The following is a 14,102-nucleotide window of genomic DNA, read 5'->3' as shown; positions in this document are numbered from 1 at the left end:
TTTAAGGAAGCGATGTGATCACGGCCCGAACCCTTGCAACCATCGAAGCGATTGACTGCGCTGCATGGAACGCCTGCTTTCCCGATGAACTGGAAGACTGGGCCTACTATCGCGCCGTCGAGCGTGCCGGTATCGCCGGATTTGCCTGGCGCTACCTGACGCTCTACGAGGACGACCAGTTGATCGCGGCGGCGGTGGCATTCACCACCGCCTATTCCCTCGATACCACCCTGCAAGGCCCGGCCAAGCGCATCAGCGAACGGTTGCGCCGCTGGTGGCCGGGGATGTTCGACATTCATCTGTACGCACTTGGATCGCCAGTCGCCGAGCAATGCCATGTCGGCACGGCACCGCACCTCGATCCGGCCCGCTTGCCGTCGTTGTTCGTTCGCCTGCTGGAACTGGCCCGCGAGGATGCCGACCGGGCCGGAATCGGCCTGCTGGCGGTCAAGGACGCCAGTCATCGCAACCCGCAATGGCTGGCGGCGTGCCGTCAGGCCGGACTGCAAAGCATGCCCGGCCTGCCCGGTGCCGAACTGCCGATCACCTTCGGTTCGGTGGACGCTTACCTGGGCAGCCTTGGCAAGTCCACTCGCAAGGACTTGCGTCGCACCTTGCGCAAACAAGGCCCGCGCATCGAGTGGCGACGCTCGGTACACGACCTGCTGCCGCGCATGATGCAGCTCTACGAGGCGACCCTGGCCCGCAGCGACCTGACCTTCGAACGCCTGCCCCACGGCTACTTTCATGAAGTCCTCGAACACCTCGATGAACGCGCTGCGTGCGCGCTGTATTGGATCGAGGACGAACTGGTGGCGTTCAACCTGGTGTTGCTGGACGGACATCGCATGGTCGACAAATTCTTCGCCCATGACCTGGCCCGTACTCGCGATCACCATCTGTACATGCGCAGCTGGCTGGCCAATGTCGGCTACTGTATTGAACACGGCATTGCACTCTACGCGTGCGGTCAGGCGGGGTATGCCAGTAAGCTGCGCCTGGGTTGCTCGTTTGTCGGCAACACCGTGTTTTTCCGTCACCGCAACCCTGTATTCGATCGCCTGCTGCGGCTGGTGAAAGTGTTCATCCGCCCGGATCGAACCGATCCGGCCATGGCGGCTGCAATCAGCGAACAGCAATAAGCGAGCATGATGATCAACGACCGCCGCGCCACCGCCCGACCCTTCGCCCTCTCCGGCTGGAGCCTGCAACGCAAGCTGGTGTTGGCGTTCTGGCTGGTCAGCGTGATTCCCACCATGATTGCCGCCGAGCTGGCCGCCACGACCCTGTCGCAGATTTTCGACAGCAACGTGCGGATCTGGCTGCAGGAGTCGACCAAGATCGTCGAGGACGAGATCAGCGAAATCCTCCGCGACAACGCCCGGGTCGCGCAGTTATTCCTGCGCTATACCCGTCCGCCCACGGATCGGGCGAGCACCCGGCATGACAAACTCACCGCCGACATCGCCGACTCCATGGGGATCGACGTGGTGGCCCTGGTACGCGACAGCGATCACAAAGTGGTGTTCAGCACCGCCGCCGACGACATCGTGCGGCAGATCAGCCTGGCGCCCAAAGCGGTCTTGCAGACGCTTCAGGTCGGCGGCGTCAGCACCGGCACCGTGGTCTCGACCTTTGCCACCGAGCAGGAAGGTGTCGACTACAAACTGGTGGTGGGCACCTATCTGGATGAAAGCTTTCTGACCAGCGTTGCCGATGTGCATTCGCTGGATCTGCGTTTGTATCTGGCCAAAGACGGCAACCTGTCGGAAATTTTTTCCACCCAGCGCTTCGAGGATCACCCGGCGGCCGTACCGAAAAACATCGAACAACTGCTGCGTACCACCCAGCAACCCATCGAGCAGTCAACCAGTCGCTACAGCGGCATCTATCGACCGATCCTCAATGAAAGCGGCGAGTTGCAAGGCGTGGTTTTCAGCGGCTTGCTGCGCCACTCCACGCTGGTCGGGCTGGTGAACCAGAGCAACCTGTTCATCCTGATTTTCCTGCTCAGTTCGGCGGCTTCGCTGGCCGTGGGCTGGCTGGTGTCGCAGCGGCTGACCAAACCGTTGCGCGGCCTGTCCAAAGGCGTGCAAGCGGTGATCGCCGGGGATTATCGCCAGCGTCTGCCGGTGACCGGCGGCGATGAACTGGCGGAGCTGAGCAGCACGTTCAACCACATGAGCGAACGCCTGGGCGAATTGCAGCACCTGGAATCGCAACTGCGGCGCCGCGACCGCCTGCATGCACTGGGCGAAGTCGCGATGGGCCTGGCCCATGAAATCCGCAACCCGCTGGGCATCATCAAGACCGCCACGCAACTGCTGCACCGGCGCGCCGACCTGCCGGAAAACGACAAGCGTCACCTCGAATACGTGGTCAGCGAGGTCAGCCGCATCAACGACCTGATCACCGAGTTTCTCGACTTCGCCAAACCCAGCGCACCGCTGCGTACAACCCAACTGGCGCGGCCGCTGGTGGAGGAGCTGGCGGGTTTCTGCGCACCGGAGCTGAGCAGCCACAACATCGATGTGCAGATCGACGACCGCGCGCCCGCCGCGACCCTGTATGCCGACGCGCGGCAACTCAAGCAGGCCGGCCTCAACCTGATCGTCAACGCCATCGACGCCATGCCCGACGGCGGCCGCCTGACCTTGGGCATCAGCAGCGACCAGGACTACACGGTGATCAGCGTCAGCGACACTGGCCAGGGCATCGAGCCGGACATGCTCGAACGGATCTTCACGCCGTTCGTCACCACCAAGGCCTCCGGCACCGGGCTGGGCCTGGCCAAGGTGTACTCGATCATGGAAAACCATGACGGGCGCATCGAATGCATCAGTGAAAAAGATGCCGGGGCTACCTTCAGCCTGTACATTCCGGCCAACGGTGAAGAACTCGATGAGGGCAGCGATGACGCATAACGTACTGGTGGTCGATGACGAGCCCAAGCTCTGCGATCTGCTGGCTTCGGCCCTGAGTCAGAACGGCATTGCGGTGTTCACCGCCGGCAACGGCCTGCATGCGCTCAAAGTGCTGGAGTCCGAAGACATCGACCTGATCATCAGCGACTGGCGCATGCCCGGCATGGACGGCCCGCAACTGCTGGCGGAAGTCAAAAACCGCTACCCGCAGGTGCCGGTGATTGTCATGACCGCCTACAGCACGGTGAAAAACGCCGTGCAATCGATGCGCAACGGCGCCTTCGACTACATCGCCAAGCCGTTCGACATCGACGAACTGGACATCACCGTCAGCAAGGCCCTGCAATTTCGCGACATCCTCAAGGACAACCAGCGCCTGCGCGCCGAACTCGACGAGCAGGCGCAGATCGACAGCCTGATCGGCGACAGCCCGAGCTTTCGCAGTGTGCTCCAGGCCGTGGATTCGGTGCGGGAAAGCGCCGCCACCGTGCTGCTCAGCGGCGAAAGCGGCACCGGCAAGGAAATGGTCGCCCGGGCCATCCACAAACACGGCAACCGCGCCGACAAACCCTTCGTCGCGGTCAACTGCGCGGCGATCCCCGAAGGCTTGCTCGAAAGTGAAATGTTCGGGCATCGCAAAGGCGCGTTCACCGGCGCCGTGGCGGATCGCATCGGGCGCTTTCAGCAGGCCGACAAGGGCACCCTGTTTCTCGACGAAATCGGTGAAATGCCGCTGGCCTTGCAGGCGAAGATCCTGCGTGCCTTGCAAGAGCGGGTGATCGAACCGGTGGGCGATACTCGCGAGCGCAAGGTCGATGTGCGGGTCATCGCCGCGACCAACAAGAATCTGCTGGAAGCGGTGGCCAACAAGGAGTTTCGCGAAGACCTGTATTACCGCCTGAATGTGTTCCCGATTCCTTTGCCGGCCTTGCGCGAACGGGTCGAGGACATCGCTCCGCTGGCCCGGCATTTCGCCCACACCCTGGGCGCTGCCGCCGGCAAGCGCATCACCGGTTTCAGCCCGCAGGCGTTGCAGGCCATGACCCGTTATTCATGGCCGGGCAATATCCGCGAACTGCAGAACTGCGTGGAGCGCGCGACCATCGTCGCCTCCGCCGGGGTCATCGAGGAACAGGATCTGCCGGCCTACCTGTTCGCCGCGCAAACCGCTGACAGCAGCGCGCCGCTGAGCGAAATCAACGGCGTGCCGGCGGATCTGGAAGCCGCGCTCGCCGAGGTCGAAAAGGCGTACATCCTCGCCGCCCTGCACCAGAGCAACGGGGTTCAGGCCGCGGCTGCGCAACTGATCGGCATCTCCGAGCGCAGCTTCTGGTATCGCCTGAAAAAACTGGGGATTCACGTCGACAAGATCGTGCGCTGAACCCTTCGCGGGCAAGCCCGCTCCCACAAAAGCAACACAACCGATGTGGGAGCAACTGTCTTGGTCATCCCTCTCCTGCAAAGGCAACTCCTGCCAATGTGGGAGCGGGCTTGACCGCGAAGAGGCACGAACAACCACCGCAAAAACCACCCGCTACAACAGGTTGCCACCCGCCACCGGCTCGATCTGCGCCCAGTGCGACGTGTCTTCACGATGCTGCTGCAAGTACGGCAACACCGCCGCCAGCAACGGTTCCTTGAACGCCTCCTGGAAACGGTGGGCCAGTCCCGGAATCAGCCGCAGCTGACTGCCACGAATATGCGCCGCCAGATGCACGCCGTGCATCACCGGCAGCAACGGATCGGCCGTGCCATGCACCACCAGCGTCGGCACCCGCAACTGGTTGAGCAACGCCACCCGGCTCGGCTCGGCGAGGATCGCCATGATCTGCCGCTTCACCCCCTCGGGATTGAACGCCCGGTCATAGGACAGCGCCGCCTGATGCAGCAGGGCCTGGCGGTCATCGCTGACCGCCGGGCTGCCCAGCGCCGCCAGCAGATCGGCCTGTTGCTCCAGCGCCACTTCACGATTCGGCGCACCACGGCGCGACAGCAATTGCACCAGCGCCGCGCTCGGTGCCGGCAGACCTTCGGCGCCGGAACTGGTCATGATCAGGGTCAGGCTTTCCACCCGTTGCGGGGCCATCGCCGCCAGATGCTGGGCGATCATCCCGCCCATGCTTGCGCCGAGTACATGGAACTGCTCGATGTGCAACGCATCCATCAGCCCGAGGGCGTCATCGGCCATGTCGGTCAGGCTGTACGGCGCCGCCACCGGCAGGCCGAGTTTGTAGCGCAGCACTTCAAAAGTCAGGTTGGCCTCGGCCGGTGCCTGGCGCCAGGTCGACAGGCCGACATCGCGGTTGTCATAGCGAATCACCCGAAAGCCCTGCTGACACAGCGCGACCACCACTTCGTCCGGCCAGTGAATCAACTGCCCGCCCAGGCCCATCACCAGCAACAGCGCCGGATCCGAGGCACGGCCGATGCTCTGGTAGGCCAGGCTCACCTGCTCCAGATCGACCCGTTCGGTCGGTACATTGACGTCGCAACGCGTCGCCGCAAACGTCGGCGAACCGCAAAAAACCGCGAGCAGAAAAGCCGCGATTGAAAAAAATCCCTTGAACATGAAAAACACCGAAACGCAGAACCCCAGTAGAGCGCGAGTCTGATGAAGTTTGTTCGAGCGCGCTGCCACAGTTGCGTGACAGTTTGATGAAGAGTGCCGAGCGGTCATTTCTGCTCCCCCTCGACAGTCCGAACAACATGAGACAAACTCAACATTCTTAAGATTGTCACAAATTTTCTTCATGGAGCCTGCGGTGCTTGAGATCCGTCACCTGAAAACCCTGCATGCCCTGCGTGAAGCCGACAGCCTGGTCGATGCCGCCGACCGCCTGCACCTGACCCAATCGGCGCTGTCCCACCAGTTCAAGGAGCTGGAAGAACGCATGGGCATGCCGCTGTTCGTGCGCAAGACCAAACCGGTGCGCTTCACCAGCGCCGGCCTGCGCCTGCTGCAACTGGCCGACGCCACCCTGCCGCTGCTGCGCGCCGCCGAACGCGACATCAGCCGACTGGCCGGCGGTACGGCCGGGCGCCTGCACATGGCGATCGAATGCCATAGCTGCTTTCAGTGGCTGATGCCGACCATCGACCAGTTCCGCGATGCCTGGCCGGAAGTCGAACTCGACCTCGCCTCGGGTTTCTCCTTCGCCCCGCTGCCAGCCCTGGCCCGGGGCGACCTGGATCTGGTGGTGACCTCCGATCCGCTGGAAATCGCCGGCCTCACCTACGTGCCGCTGTTCACCTACGAAGCGATGCTCGCGGTGGCCAACCAGCATGCGCTGGCTAGCAAGCCCTACATCGTCCCGGAAGACCTGCTGACGGAGACCCTGATCACCTACCCGGTGGAGCGCGACCGCCTGGACATCTTCACCCGCTTCCTGGAACCGGCCGACATCGAACCGGCGCAGGTCCGCACTTCGGAACTGACGGTGATGATGATGCAACTGGTCGCCAGCGGCCGTGGCGTGTGCGGCATGCCGCACTGGGCGCTGCATGAATACAGCTCGCGCGGTTACGTGAAAGCCAAGCGCCTGGGCGAGAAAGGCCTGTTTGCAACCCTCTACGCCGCCATCCGCGCCGACATGCTCGACGCACCGTACATGCGCGACTTCCTGCTGACGGCCAAGGACACCTCGTTCTCGACGCTGGACGGGGTCAGCGCGGTGCGCTAGCACAAGATTGTGCGAGTCGGTCGGTGATCGTCAGAGTTCACGCCACATGTGGATCTTGTCGAAGTAGTCCTCGCCCACTCGCACCGCCAGGGGTTCCAGGCCGAACTGGATGAAGCCGCAACGCTGGTAGAGATTGAACGCGGGGTCGTTGCCGGCGGTGACGGTCAGTTGAATGACTTTCAGGGTCGGGTGGGTTTGCGCTTCGGCAAGAGCAGCCTGTACCAGTTGTCGGCCCAGACCGTGCTGGCGAAACTCGGCTGACACGTACATGCCGAACAGGGTGGTTTTGTGGCGGGCCTTCTCCCGTGGTTCGAACGCCAGGCCGACGATGCCGGCCAGTCTGCCCGCCTCGAATGCGCCGAAAACCACATCGAGCTTGCCGGTCAGGCGTGACTCCCACCAGCTCAACGGCATCGCCGCGCGCTCGCGCACGCTGGAGGTGAACGCCTGCGGGTGGCGGTCGTAGGCTTCGAGCATCAACTCGCGGTAGGCCAGCGCATGGCTGGCGTCCAGGCGTTCGATCCACATGTTCAGGCCATCCGGCGTTGCTCGAACATCAGGCGCACGGCCAGGCCACCCAGCACGAAGCCCATGAAATAACGCTGCGCCGCCAGCCAGGTCGGGTTGTTGACGAACCACGAGGCGATGCCCGCCGCGAACAGTGCAATCAACAGGTTGACGGAGAAACTGACGCTGATCTGGGTCAGGCCGAGCATGATGCTCTGGCTGAACACCGAGCCGTGTTCCGGCGAAATGAACTGCGGGAACACCGAGAGATAGAACACCGCTATCTTCGGGTTCAGCGCACTGGTGAGAAAGCCCATGCTGATCAGTTTGCGCGTGGAGTCCGCCGGCAATTGCTGCGCCTCGAAGGGCGAGCGCGCGCCAGGCTTGACCGCTTGCCAGGCCAGCCACAGCAGGTACAGCGCGCCGGCCCACTTCAACACTTCATAGGCCATCGGCACCGCAAGAAACACCGCCGTCAGACCGGCAGCGGCGGCGAACATGTGGACGAAAAACCCGCCCACCACCCCCAGCAACGACGTCACTCCGGCCTTGCGCCCCTGACAGATCGAGCGCGAGATCAGGTAGATCATGTTCGGCCCCGGCGTCAGCACCATCAGCAGCGCAGCGGCGGCGAAAATCAGCAAGTCATGAAGCGGGATCATGGGCGGCGTCCTGTGCGTGGATGATCAAGCGATAGCGGTCAGCGAGGCTCGATAAAACGGCAGGATCAGGTCGCGTGTCAATGGGGCGAGAGGCACCCCGCCATCGGTGGCCGGATCGATCCAGATCACTTCTTCGATTTCGGCGGCCGGACAGACATCGGCGTCGATGCGCAGCTGAAAAATGTCCGCCTGCACGACAAATCCCGGCTCGTTGGCGGCCGGGGCGCAAAACTGTCCAAGAAATGTGGCGTGTACAGGATCGATGACCAGGCCCAACTCTTCTTCCAGCTCCCGGGCCAGTGCGTGCACCGGCAGCTCATCGGTTTCGATCTTGCCGCCCGGTTGCATGAACGCCGTGGTGCCGCGCTTGCGCACCAGCAGCGTGCGGCCGTCAGGGCCGATCAACAGGGCGGCGGCGATGCGGATGATGCGGGCGGTAACGGCGGATGCAGAAGTCATGGGTCAGCCACGGGCCTTGAGAAAAACCGCAAGGATCCCATGCCCGCCCCGCCGACGTCACCTGCACCGCCATCAGCCCTGAGCTTCCAGCAGCGCCTGGACCTCCTCCGGGACCTTCACGAACACCTTGTACTTGCCGCCTTCCATGGCTTCGAAGGCGATCAGTTTGTCCACCAGCGGCCCGCTGAGAATCTTGCCGGCATTGAGCAGCAGCATACCGTTGTCGGCATTGAGGTTGCGCGCCAGGATCATCCCGGCCGCCAGCTCGCGGGTGGACAGCACCTTGACCGTCGGATCGGCCAGCGTGACATCGCTGAGGAACGTCGCGCAGACCTTGATGAAATCCTCGATCAGATCGGGGTCGTAGAGCTTGCCCGCGTACTGGCGCAGGTAGAGCAGCGCTTCGTCGCTGTTCATGTGCCGTTCGAGGATCAGGCCGCATTGCAGCTCGACGAAATCCACCGCCAGTTTCAACAGCCGCGCCCCCAGCGGAATCGCCTCGCCCTTGAGCCGGTCGGGGAAACCGCTGCCGTCCCAGCGTTCCTGATGGTGCAGGATCAAGCGCGCCGCATCCTTCATCGGGTCGAGGGTCATCAACAACGATTCGCTCTGCTTCGGATAATCGCGATAAAGATCACGGTCGGTGTGTCGCAGCAGATCCGCCGGGGTCACCATCATGTTGTCCGGCCAGCTCAACTTGCCGATGTTGTACAGCGCGGCGGCCATGGTCAGGTCGCGGCTGCTGGCTTCATCGAGGCTGTGTGCCTTGCAGTAGGCGCGGACCAGTTCGATGATTTGCCGGTTGGTCTGTTTGGCCGGCGGCAGGCGCAGGTTGGCCAGCAGCGAAAACACTTCGGTGCCGGTGACATAGCTGTGCTTGAGTTCCTCATAGGCCAGATCGAGCATGTCGGCGGTCTGCTGCAATTCGGCGGTGCGGGCGGCGACGTGTTTTTCCAGGGTGCTGTTGAGCAACTTGAGCTGATCGTTCTGTGCCCGGTTCAACCGTTCCAGACGTTCGCGCTCACGTTCCAGATGCTGATGTTCCAGCGCCTGGCGCAAGGTCAGCAGCAGTTCTTCGTCATTCCACGGTTTGCTGATGTAGCGATCGATCTGCCCGTCGTTGATGGCTTTGATGATCGCCGTGGGATCGGCATAACCGGTGAGCATGATCCGCGTGGTCTGCGGGTAACGCTGGCGGACATGAGTCAGCAACGTGGCGCCGTCCATGTTGGGCATGCGCGCGTCACTCATCACCAGATCGACCGGGTGTTGCTCCAGCAGCTCCAGCGCCTGTGCACCGCTGGTGGCCAGCAGCACGTCGTAAGGCTGCCCCCGCAGCAGGCGACGCAGACTGTTGAGGATCGGTTCCTCGTCATCGACCAGCAACACCTTGGGTCGATGGGTCGAAGTCGGAGTGGATTGCTCTTCCATGGCGTGACCTCAGGCTGAACAGTAGACGTAACAACGCCGCCGGCCTACGTCCTGGCTTGCCTGCGCATATGCAGGAAAGGCTAGATGATTTTTCGCGCCACTCACGCAAATCATCCACGACACATCGACAGGCGAAGTGTCGGCGGCGCATCTATGCTCTATACGCTGGATGCCAAAAGCAGCCTGCGAGCAGGCATTTGATGAGGGGAATAAGGATGCTCCCGATGACCCAAGTGGTTGGTTTTGCAGGTATTGCCCCATGAGCGCGCAACCGGTGCGAGTCAATCGCCGCGTGCTCATCGTCGACGACACCGCGTCGATCCATGACGACTTCAAGAAAATCCTCTGCCCGGCCACCACCGAAGACAATGGCCTGGACGCAACCGAAAGCCTGCTGTTCGGCACGCCTTCTGCCAACCGCGCGGTGCATTTCGAGCTGGATTCGGCCTTTCAGGGCCAGGAAGCCCTGGCGAAACTCGAAGCCGCCCTCGCCGCTGAAAATCCCTACGCAATGGCCTTCATCGACATGCGCATGCCGCCGGGCTGGGATGGCCTGGAAACCATCGAGCGCTTGTGGCAAGTCGATCCCAAACTGCAAGTGGCGCTGTGTACGGCGTACTCCGACTATTCCTGGGAAGACATCGACGGGCGGCTGGAGCTGAACGATCGTCTGTTGATTCTGAAAAAACCCTTCGACGCCATCGAGATCCGGCAGATGGCCAGTGCCCTCACGGTCAAATGGCAGATGACCGAAGACGCCGCACTGAAGATGAGCCAGCTCGAACAAGCCGTCGAGGCACGCACCCGGGAGCTGTCCGATGCCAACATCATCGTGCAGAACAGCCCGACCATCCTGTACCGCCTGAAGGGCGATCCGTCGTTTCCACTGCTGTACATCTCCCACAACATCACCCGCTTCGGTCACCTCGCCGCCGACCTGGTGGGGTCGGACAGTTGGGCGCGGACCCTGATTCACCCGGACGATCTGTCCAGCGTTGATACGGCCATGGGCCGGGTGCTGGATCGCGATGCCGAGGGCGCCTCCATCGAGTTTCGCCTGCACACGGGCGCAGGCGACTGGCGCTGGGTGGAAAACCGCTACATCCCGGTGCGTGACCAGGACGGCCGTTTGCTGGAAGTCGAAGGGATCATCATCGACATCACCGAGCGCCGCCAGGCCGAGGAAAAAATGGCCACGCTGGCGCGCACGGACGGACTCACCGGGCTGGCCAATCGCGCCACACTGATCGAACGCCTGCACCAGGCCTTTGCCGCCGCACGTCGGGGCGCGTCGGCATTCGCGGTTTTTTATCTGGATCTGGATCACTTCAAGCGGATCAACGACACCCTCGGCCATCCGGTCGGTGACCTGCTGTTGCAGGAAGTGGCGCGGCGGATCAAAACCAATGTGCGGGAAAACGACGTGGTGGCACGTCTGGGCGGCGACGAGTTCGCGATCCTGCAACTGGACGTCAGCGAGCCAACCCAGTCCGCCGCCATCGCCGGCAAGATCCGCGATGCGCTGCTGGTGCCTTATCTGCTGGCAGGCAATTCCCTGCATATTTCCGTCAGCATCGGCATCTGTCTGTACCGGGCCATCAGCCTCGACGCCGACAGCCTGCTGGCCCAGGCCGACATGGCGCTGTACCGCGCCAAGGAAACGGGGCGCAATCAGTATCAGTTCTACTCCGAGGAAATCACTCAGGAAGTGGCCGAGCGCATGGCCCTCGCCGAAGAACTGCTCACAGCCCTGGAACAGGGCGGCCTGAAGCTCGACTACACGCCGGAAGTGGACATGCACAGCGGCAAGATTCTCGGCATGGCCGCGCAGGTCAGTTGGCAACATCCCCGCCACGGCCTGCTGCCGGCCTCGGCGTTTGTGCCGGCGGCGGAGAAGACCGGGGCAATCATCCCTCTCGGGCGCTGGGTGCTGGACCACGCCTGCTGGCAGATGCACCAGTGGCGTAACGAGGGCGTGGCGCCACCGGTGATGGCGATCAAGATTTCCCTGGCGCAGCTCAAGAGTGGTCCCGAACTGATCTACGACGTGCTGCGCACCACCGCGCGCTGGGAGCTTGCGCCCTGGGATCTGCGTTTCGATGTTACCGAAGCGACACTGGCCCAGACCAAGTGGACCCACAACGATGTACTGCCGCGCCTGCGTGAACTGGGCGTGACCATCGCCATCGATGACTTCGGCACCGAGTATTCGTCCTTCGACTGGCTGAAAACCTACCGGGTCAACCACCTGAAACTCGCCCAGACCCTGATCGACAACGCGGCCCAGGATGAAGTCGGCGCCAACACGTTGCGGGCGATCGTCAATTTCGCCCGCGACCTGGCCATCGACATCAGCGCCGAAGGTGTCCAGCCAGCGGATAGCGGCGGCGCGCTCGCCGCCGCGCCGCTGAACAACGTGCAGGGCCTGTGTTTCAGCGAAGCCGTCAGCCCTGAACAAGCCGCCCGCCTGCTGAAGGACGGGAGCGCGGCCGCCCTGCTCCCCCGGGAGGATCAGGGATGAAAACGCCCTTCCCCCAGACCAACCGGCGCATTCTCATCGTTGACGATACGCCGGCGATCCACGATGACTTTCGCAAGATCCTGACGCCTGATGTCAGCGGCGCCGCCGATCTGGACAGCCTTGAACAGACCCTGTTCGGCACGCACCAATCGCCGCACCTGACCTTCCAGCTCGACTCGGCCTATCAGGGTCAGGAAGCCCTGAAGCTGGTTCAGCGCGCCGTGGCCGATGGTCGTCCTTATGCGCTGGCGTTCACCGACATGCGCATGCCGCCGGGCTGGGACGGACTGGAAACCATCGAACAACTGTGGAACGCCGACCCGAACCTGCAAATCGCCTTGTGCACTGCCTTCAGCGACTACAGCTGGGAGGCGATGGCCGAGCGGCTGGAGTTCGGCGACCAGTTGCTGATTCTGAAAAAGCCGTTCGACACCCTGGAAATCCGCCAGATGGCCAATGCCCTGACCTGGAAATGGCAACTGGCCCAGGACGCGGCGCTGAAAATGCTCAGCCTGGAGCGCACCATCGAGGCGCGGGTCAATGAACTGCTGAAAGTGTCCCACCTGCTGCAATACGACGCGCTCACCGGGCTGCCCAACAGCACTCTGCTCGGCGATCGTCTGACCCAGTCCCTGGCCGTGTGCCGTCGACATGACAAGCAACTGGTGGTGATGTTTCTCGGCCTCGACCGCTTCAAGCGCATCAACAATGCGCTCGGGCATCCGGCCGGGGACGAAATGCTCAAACGGGTCGGCCAGCAGTTGCAGGCGAGCGTGCGCGAGTCGGACTCGGTGTTTCGCTATGGCTCGGATGAATTCGTGGTGATCCTCAGCGACATCAATCATCCGCAACAGACGCGCGGCATCGCGGAAAAACTCCTCGCGGCCGTGCGTACCGCGCAGACGATTGCCGGGCATGACCTCAGCGTCACCGCCAGCCTGGGCATCAGCCTTTACCCGGACGACGGGCTGGAAGCGATCGACCTGATCAAAAAGGCCGAGACCGCCATGCACAACGTCAAGGAAAGCGGGCCGGACAACATCGGTTTTTTTATCGAGGCGATGAACCAGCGCGCCCGGGAACAGCAAAGCATCGAGTCCGGGATTCGCCAGGCCCTGCAACGCAACGAATTCGTCCTGCACTACCAACCGAAAATCGCCCTGGACAGCGGCCAGGTGATCGGCGCCGAAGCGCTGGTGCGCTGGCAGAAACCGGGACATGGCTGGGTCTACCCGTCGGATTTCATCCCGGTGGCCGAAGACAGCGGCCTGATCGTACCGCTGAGCAAATGGGTGCTGGCCGAAGCCTGTCGCCAGACCCGCGCCTGGCAAGCCGCCGGGTTGCCGCCGATCCTGATGTCGGTCAACACCTCGCCCATCGACTTTCGCCAGCGCCATTTCGTCGAGGATATCGAAAAAATCCTCGAACAGACCGGCCTCGATCCGCGCCTGCTGGAGCTGGAAATCACCGAAGGCGTGCTGATGCAAAACGTCGAAACCACCATGACCGCGCTGAACCGCCTGAGAGCGCTGGGCATCCGGCTGGCGATCGACGACTTCGGCACCGGTTATTCCAGCCTGAGTTACCTGCGCCGTTTCCCCATCGACGTGTTGAAAATCGACCAGTCGTTCATTCGCGGCCTGAGTACCGACAGCAACGACGCCGCCCTGGTCGTCGCGATCATCAGCCTGGGCCGCAGCCTGAACCTGAAAGTCATCGCCGAAGGGATCGAAACTGCTCAGCAACTGGCGTTTCTCAAGGCCCGGCACTGTGAGGAAGGCCAGGGCTACTACTTCAGCAAAGCCCTGCCGCCGGACGCCTTCGCCCAGTTGCTGAGCGCGGGACCGCCGGGGCCGTGGACGCTCTGAAGAACCCGCAAAAACAATAACCCGGCCTGGAGCCAGGGAGGCGATTGCCG

Annotated in this window: 11 protein-coding genes; 6 read left to right on the top strand and 5 right to left on the bottom strand. The window is 62.7% G+C overall.

What is annotated here, in order from left to right; translation table 11 throughout:
• Positions 1–14 precede the first annotated feature (14 nt).
• Genes N8H74_RS10395 through N8H74_RS10385 form a run of 3 tightly spaced genes read left to right on the top strand, consistent with a single transcriptional unit; the run spans position 15 to position 4,305 of the window.
• On the top strand, positions 15–1,142 hold the full coding sequence (locus N8H74_RS10395) for a GNAT family N-acetyltransferase (RefSeq protein ID WP_262147376.1): 1,128 nt from the start codon (positions 15–17) through the stop codon (positions 1,140–1,142).
• Positions 1,143–1,151: 9 nt separating this feature from the next.
• Complete coding sequence (locus tag N8H74_RS10390) at positions 1,152–2,924, top strand: ATP-binding protein (protein ID WP_262147709.1); 1,773 nt, start codon at positions 1,152–1,154, stop codon at positions 2,922–2,924.
• Positions 2,914–4,305 carry a sigma-54 dependent transcriptional regulator gene (locus N8H74_RS10385; RefSeq protein ID WP_217833733.1) on the top strand — a complete coding sequence of 464 codons (1,392 nt, stop codon included), beginning with the start codon at positions 2,914–2,916 and terminating at the stop codon, positions 4,303–4,305. The genes N8H74_RS10390 and N8H74_RS10385 overlap by 11 nt, the downstream gene beginning before the upstream one ends.
• Before the next feature lie 153 nt (positions 4,306–4,458).
• Here N8H74_RS10385 and N8H74_RS10380 read toward each other — a convergent pair whose 3' ends face one another.
• A complete protein-coding gene (locus N8H74_RS10380) occupies positions 4,459–5,493 on the bottom strand; it encodes an alpha/beta hydrolase (protein ID WP_262147374.1) in 1,035 nt (344 codons plus the stop codon).
• Positions 5,494–5,686: 193 nt separating this feature from the next.
• Between N8H74_RS10380 and metR the strand changes: the two genes are divergently transcribed.
• On the top strand, positions 5,687–6,604 hold the full coding sequence (gene metR / locus N8H74_RS10375) for a transcriptional regulator MetR (RefSeq protein ID WP_217833730.1): 918 nt from the start codon (positions 5,687–5,689) through the stop codon (positions 6,602–6,604).
• Between the two features lie 30 nt (positions 6,605–6,634).
• Here the strand turns inward: metR and N8H74_RS10370 are convergent, their stop codons facing one another.
• The 4 genes from N8H74_RS10370 to N8H74_RS10355 form a co-directional block, all read right to left on the bottom strand.
• Positions 6,635–7,132 (bottom strand): GNAT family N-acetyltransferase, encoded by a 498-nt coding sequence (locus N8H74_RS10370; protein WP_217833729.1) that lies wholly within the window; start codon positions 7,130–7,132, stop codon positions 6,635–6,637.
• A 2-nt stretch (positions 7,133–7,134) separates the two neighbouring features.
• On the bottom strand, positions 7,135–7,773 hold the full coding sequence (locus tag N8H74_RS10365) for a LysE family translocator (RefSeq protein WP_217833728.1): 639 nt from the start codon (positions 7,771–7,773) through the stop codon (positions 7,135–7,137).
• A gap of 24 nt (positions 7,774–7,797) precedes the next feature.
• Positions 7,798–8,232, bottom strand: a complete 435-nt coding sequence (locus tag N8H74_RS10360; protein ID WP_262147370.1) for an NUDIX domain-containing protein — start codon at positions 8,230–8,232, stop codon at positions 7,798–7,800.
• Between the two features lie 72 nt (positions 8,233–8,304).
• Entirely contained in the window at positions 8,305–9,663 is a 1,359-nt protein-coding gene (locus tag N8H74_RS10355; protein WP_217833726.1) for an HD domain-containing phosphohydrolase, read from the bottom strand.
• Positions 9,664–9,922: 259 nt separating this feature from the next.
• Between N8H74_RS10355 and N8H74_RS10350 the strand changes: the two genes are divergently transcribed.
• Both N8H74_RS10350 and N8H74_RS10345 read left to right on the top strand, forming a co-directional pair.
• Positions 9,923–12,184, top strand: coding sequence for an EAL domain-containing protein (locus tag N8H74_RS10350; protein ID WP_262147368.1), 2,262 nt, complete (start codon positions 9,923–9,925; stop codon positions 12,182–12,184).
• Entirely contained in the window at positions 12,181–14,052 is a 1,872-nt protein-coding gene (locus N8H74_RS10345) for a GGDEF and EAL domain-containing protein (RefSeq protein WP_262147366.1), read from the top strand. Before N8H74_RS10350 ends, N8H74_RS10345 begins: the two co-directional genes overlap by 4 nt.
• Positions 14,053–14,102: the final 50 nt, after the last annotated feature.

It is taken from the genome of Pseudomonas sp. B2M1-30 (assembly GCF_025447575.1).
Lineage (GTDB): Bacteria > Pseudomonadota > Gammaproteobacteria > Pseudomonadales > Pseudomonadaceae > Aquipseudomonas > Aquipseudomonas botevensis.
Note: the sequence above shows the minus strand (reverse complement) of the source record. Positions and strands in the feature narration are given on the sequence as shown.

What these genes read in the sequence shown, in the direction of transcription:
- N8H74_RS10385 (WP_217833733.1), top strand. Translation starts at nt 2,914, where the DNA reads ATGACGCATAACGTACTGGTGGTCGATGACGAGCCCAAGCTCTGCGAT.
- N8H74_RS10380 (WP_262147374.1), bottom strand. Translation starts at nt 5,493, where the DNA reads ATGTTCAAGGGATTTTTTTCAATCGCGGCTTTTCTGCTCGCGGTTTTT.
- N8H74_RS10350 (WP_262147368.1), top strand. Translation starts at nt 9,923, where the DNA reads ATGAGCGCGCAACCGGTGCGAGTCAATCGCCGCGTGCTCATCGTCGAC.
- N8H74_RS10390 (WP_262147709.1), top strand. Translation starts at nt 1,152, where the DNA reads ATGATCAACGACCGCCGCGCCACCGCCCGACCCTTCGCCCTCTCCGGC.
- N8H74_RS10365 (WP_217833728.1), bottom strand. Translation starts at nt 7,773, where the DNA reads ATGATCCCGCTTCATGACTTGCTGATTTTCGCCGCCGCTGCGCTGCTG.
- N8H74_RS10355 (WP_217833726.1), bottom strand. Translation starts at nt 9,663, where the DNA reads ATGGAAGAGCAATCCACTCCGACTTCGACCCATCGACCCAAGGTGTTG.
- N8H74_RS10370 (WP_217833729.1), bottom strand. Translation starts at nt 7,132, where the DNA reads ATGTGGATCGAACGCCTGGACGCCAGCCATGCGCTGGCCTACCGCGAG.
- N8H74_RS10345 (WP_262147366.1), top strand. Translation starts at nt 12,181, where the DNA reads ATGAAAACGCCCTTCCCCCAGACCAACCGGCGCATTCTCATCGTTGAC.
- N8H74_RS10360 (WP_262147370.1), bottom strand. Translation starts at nt 8,232, where the DNA reads ATGACTTCTGCATCCGCCGTTACCGCCCGCATCATCCGCATCGCCGCC.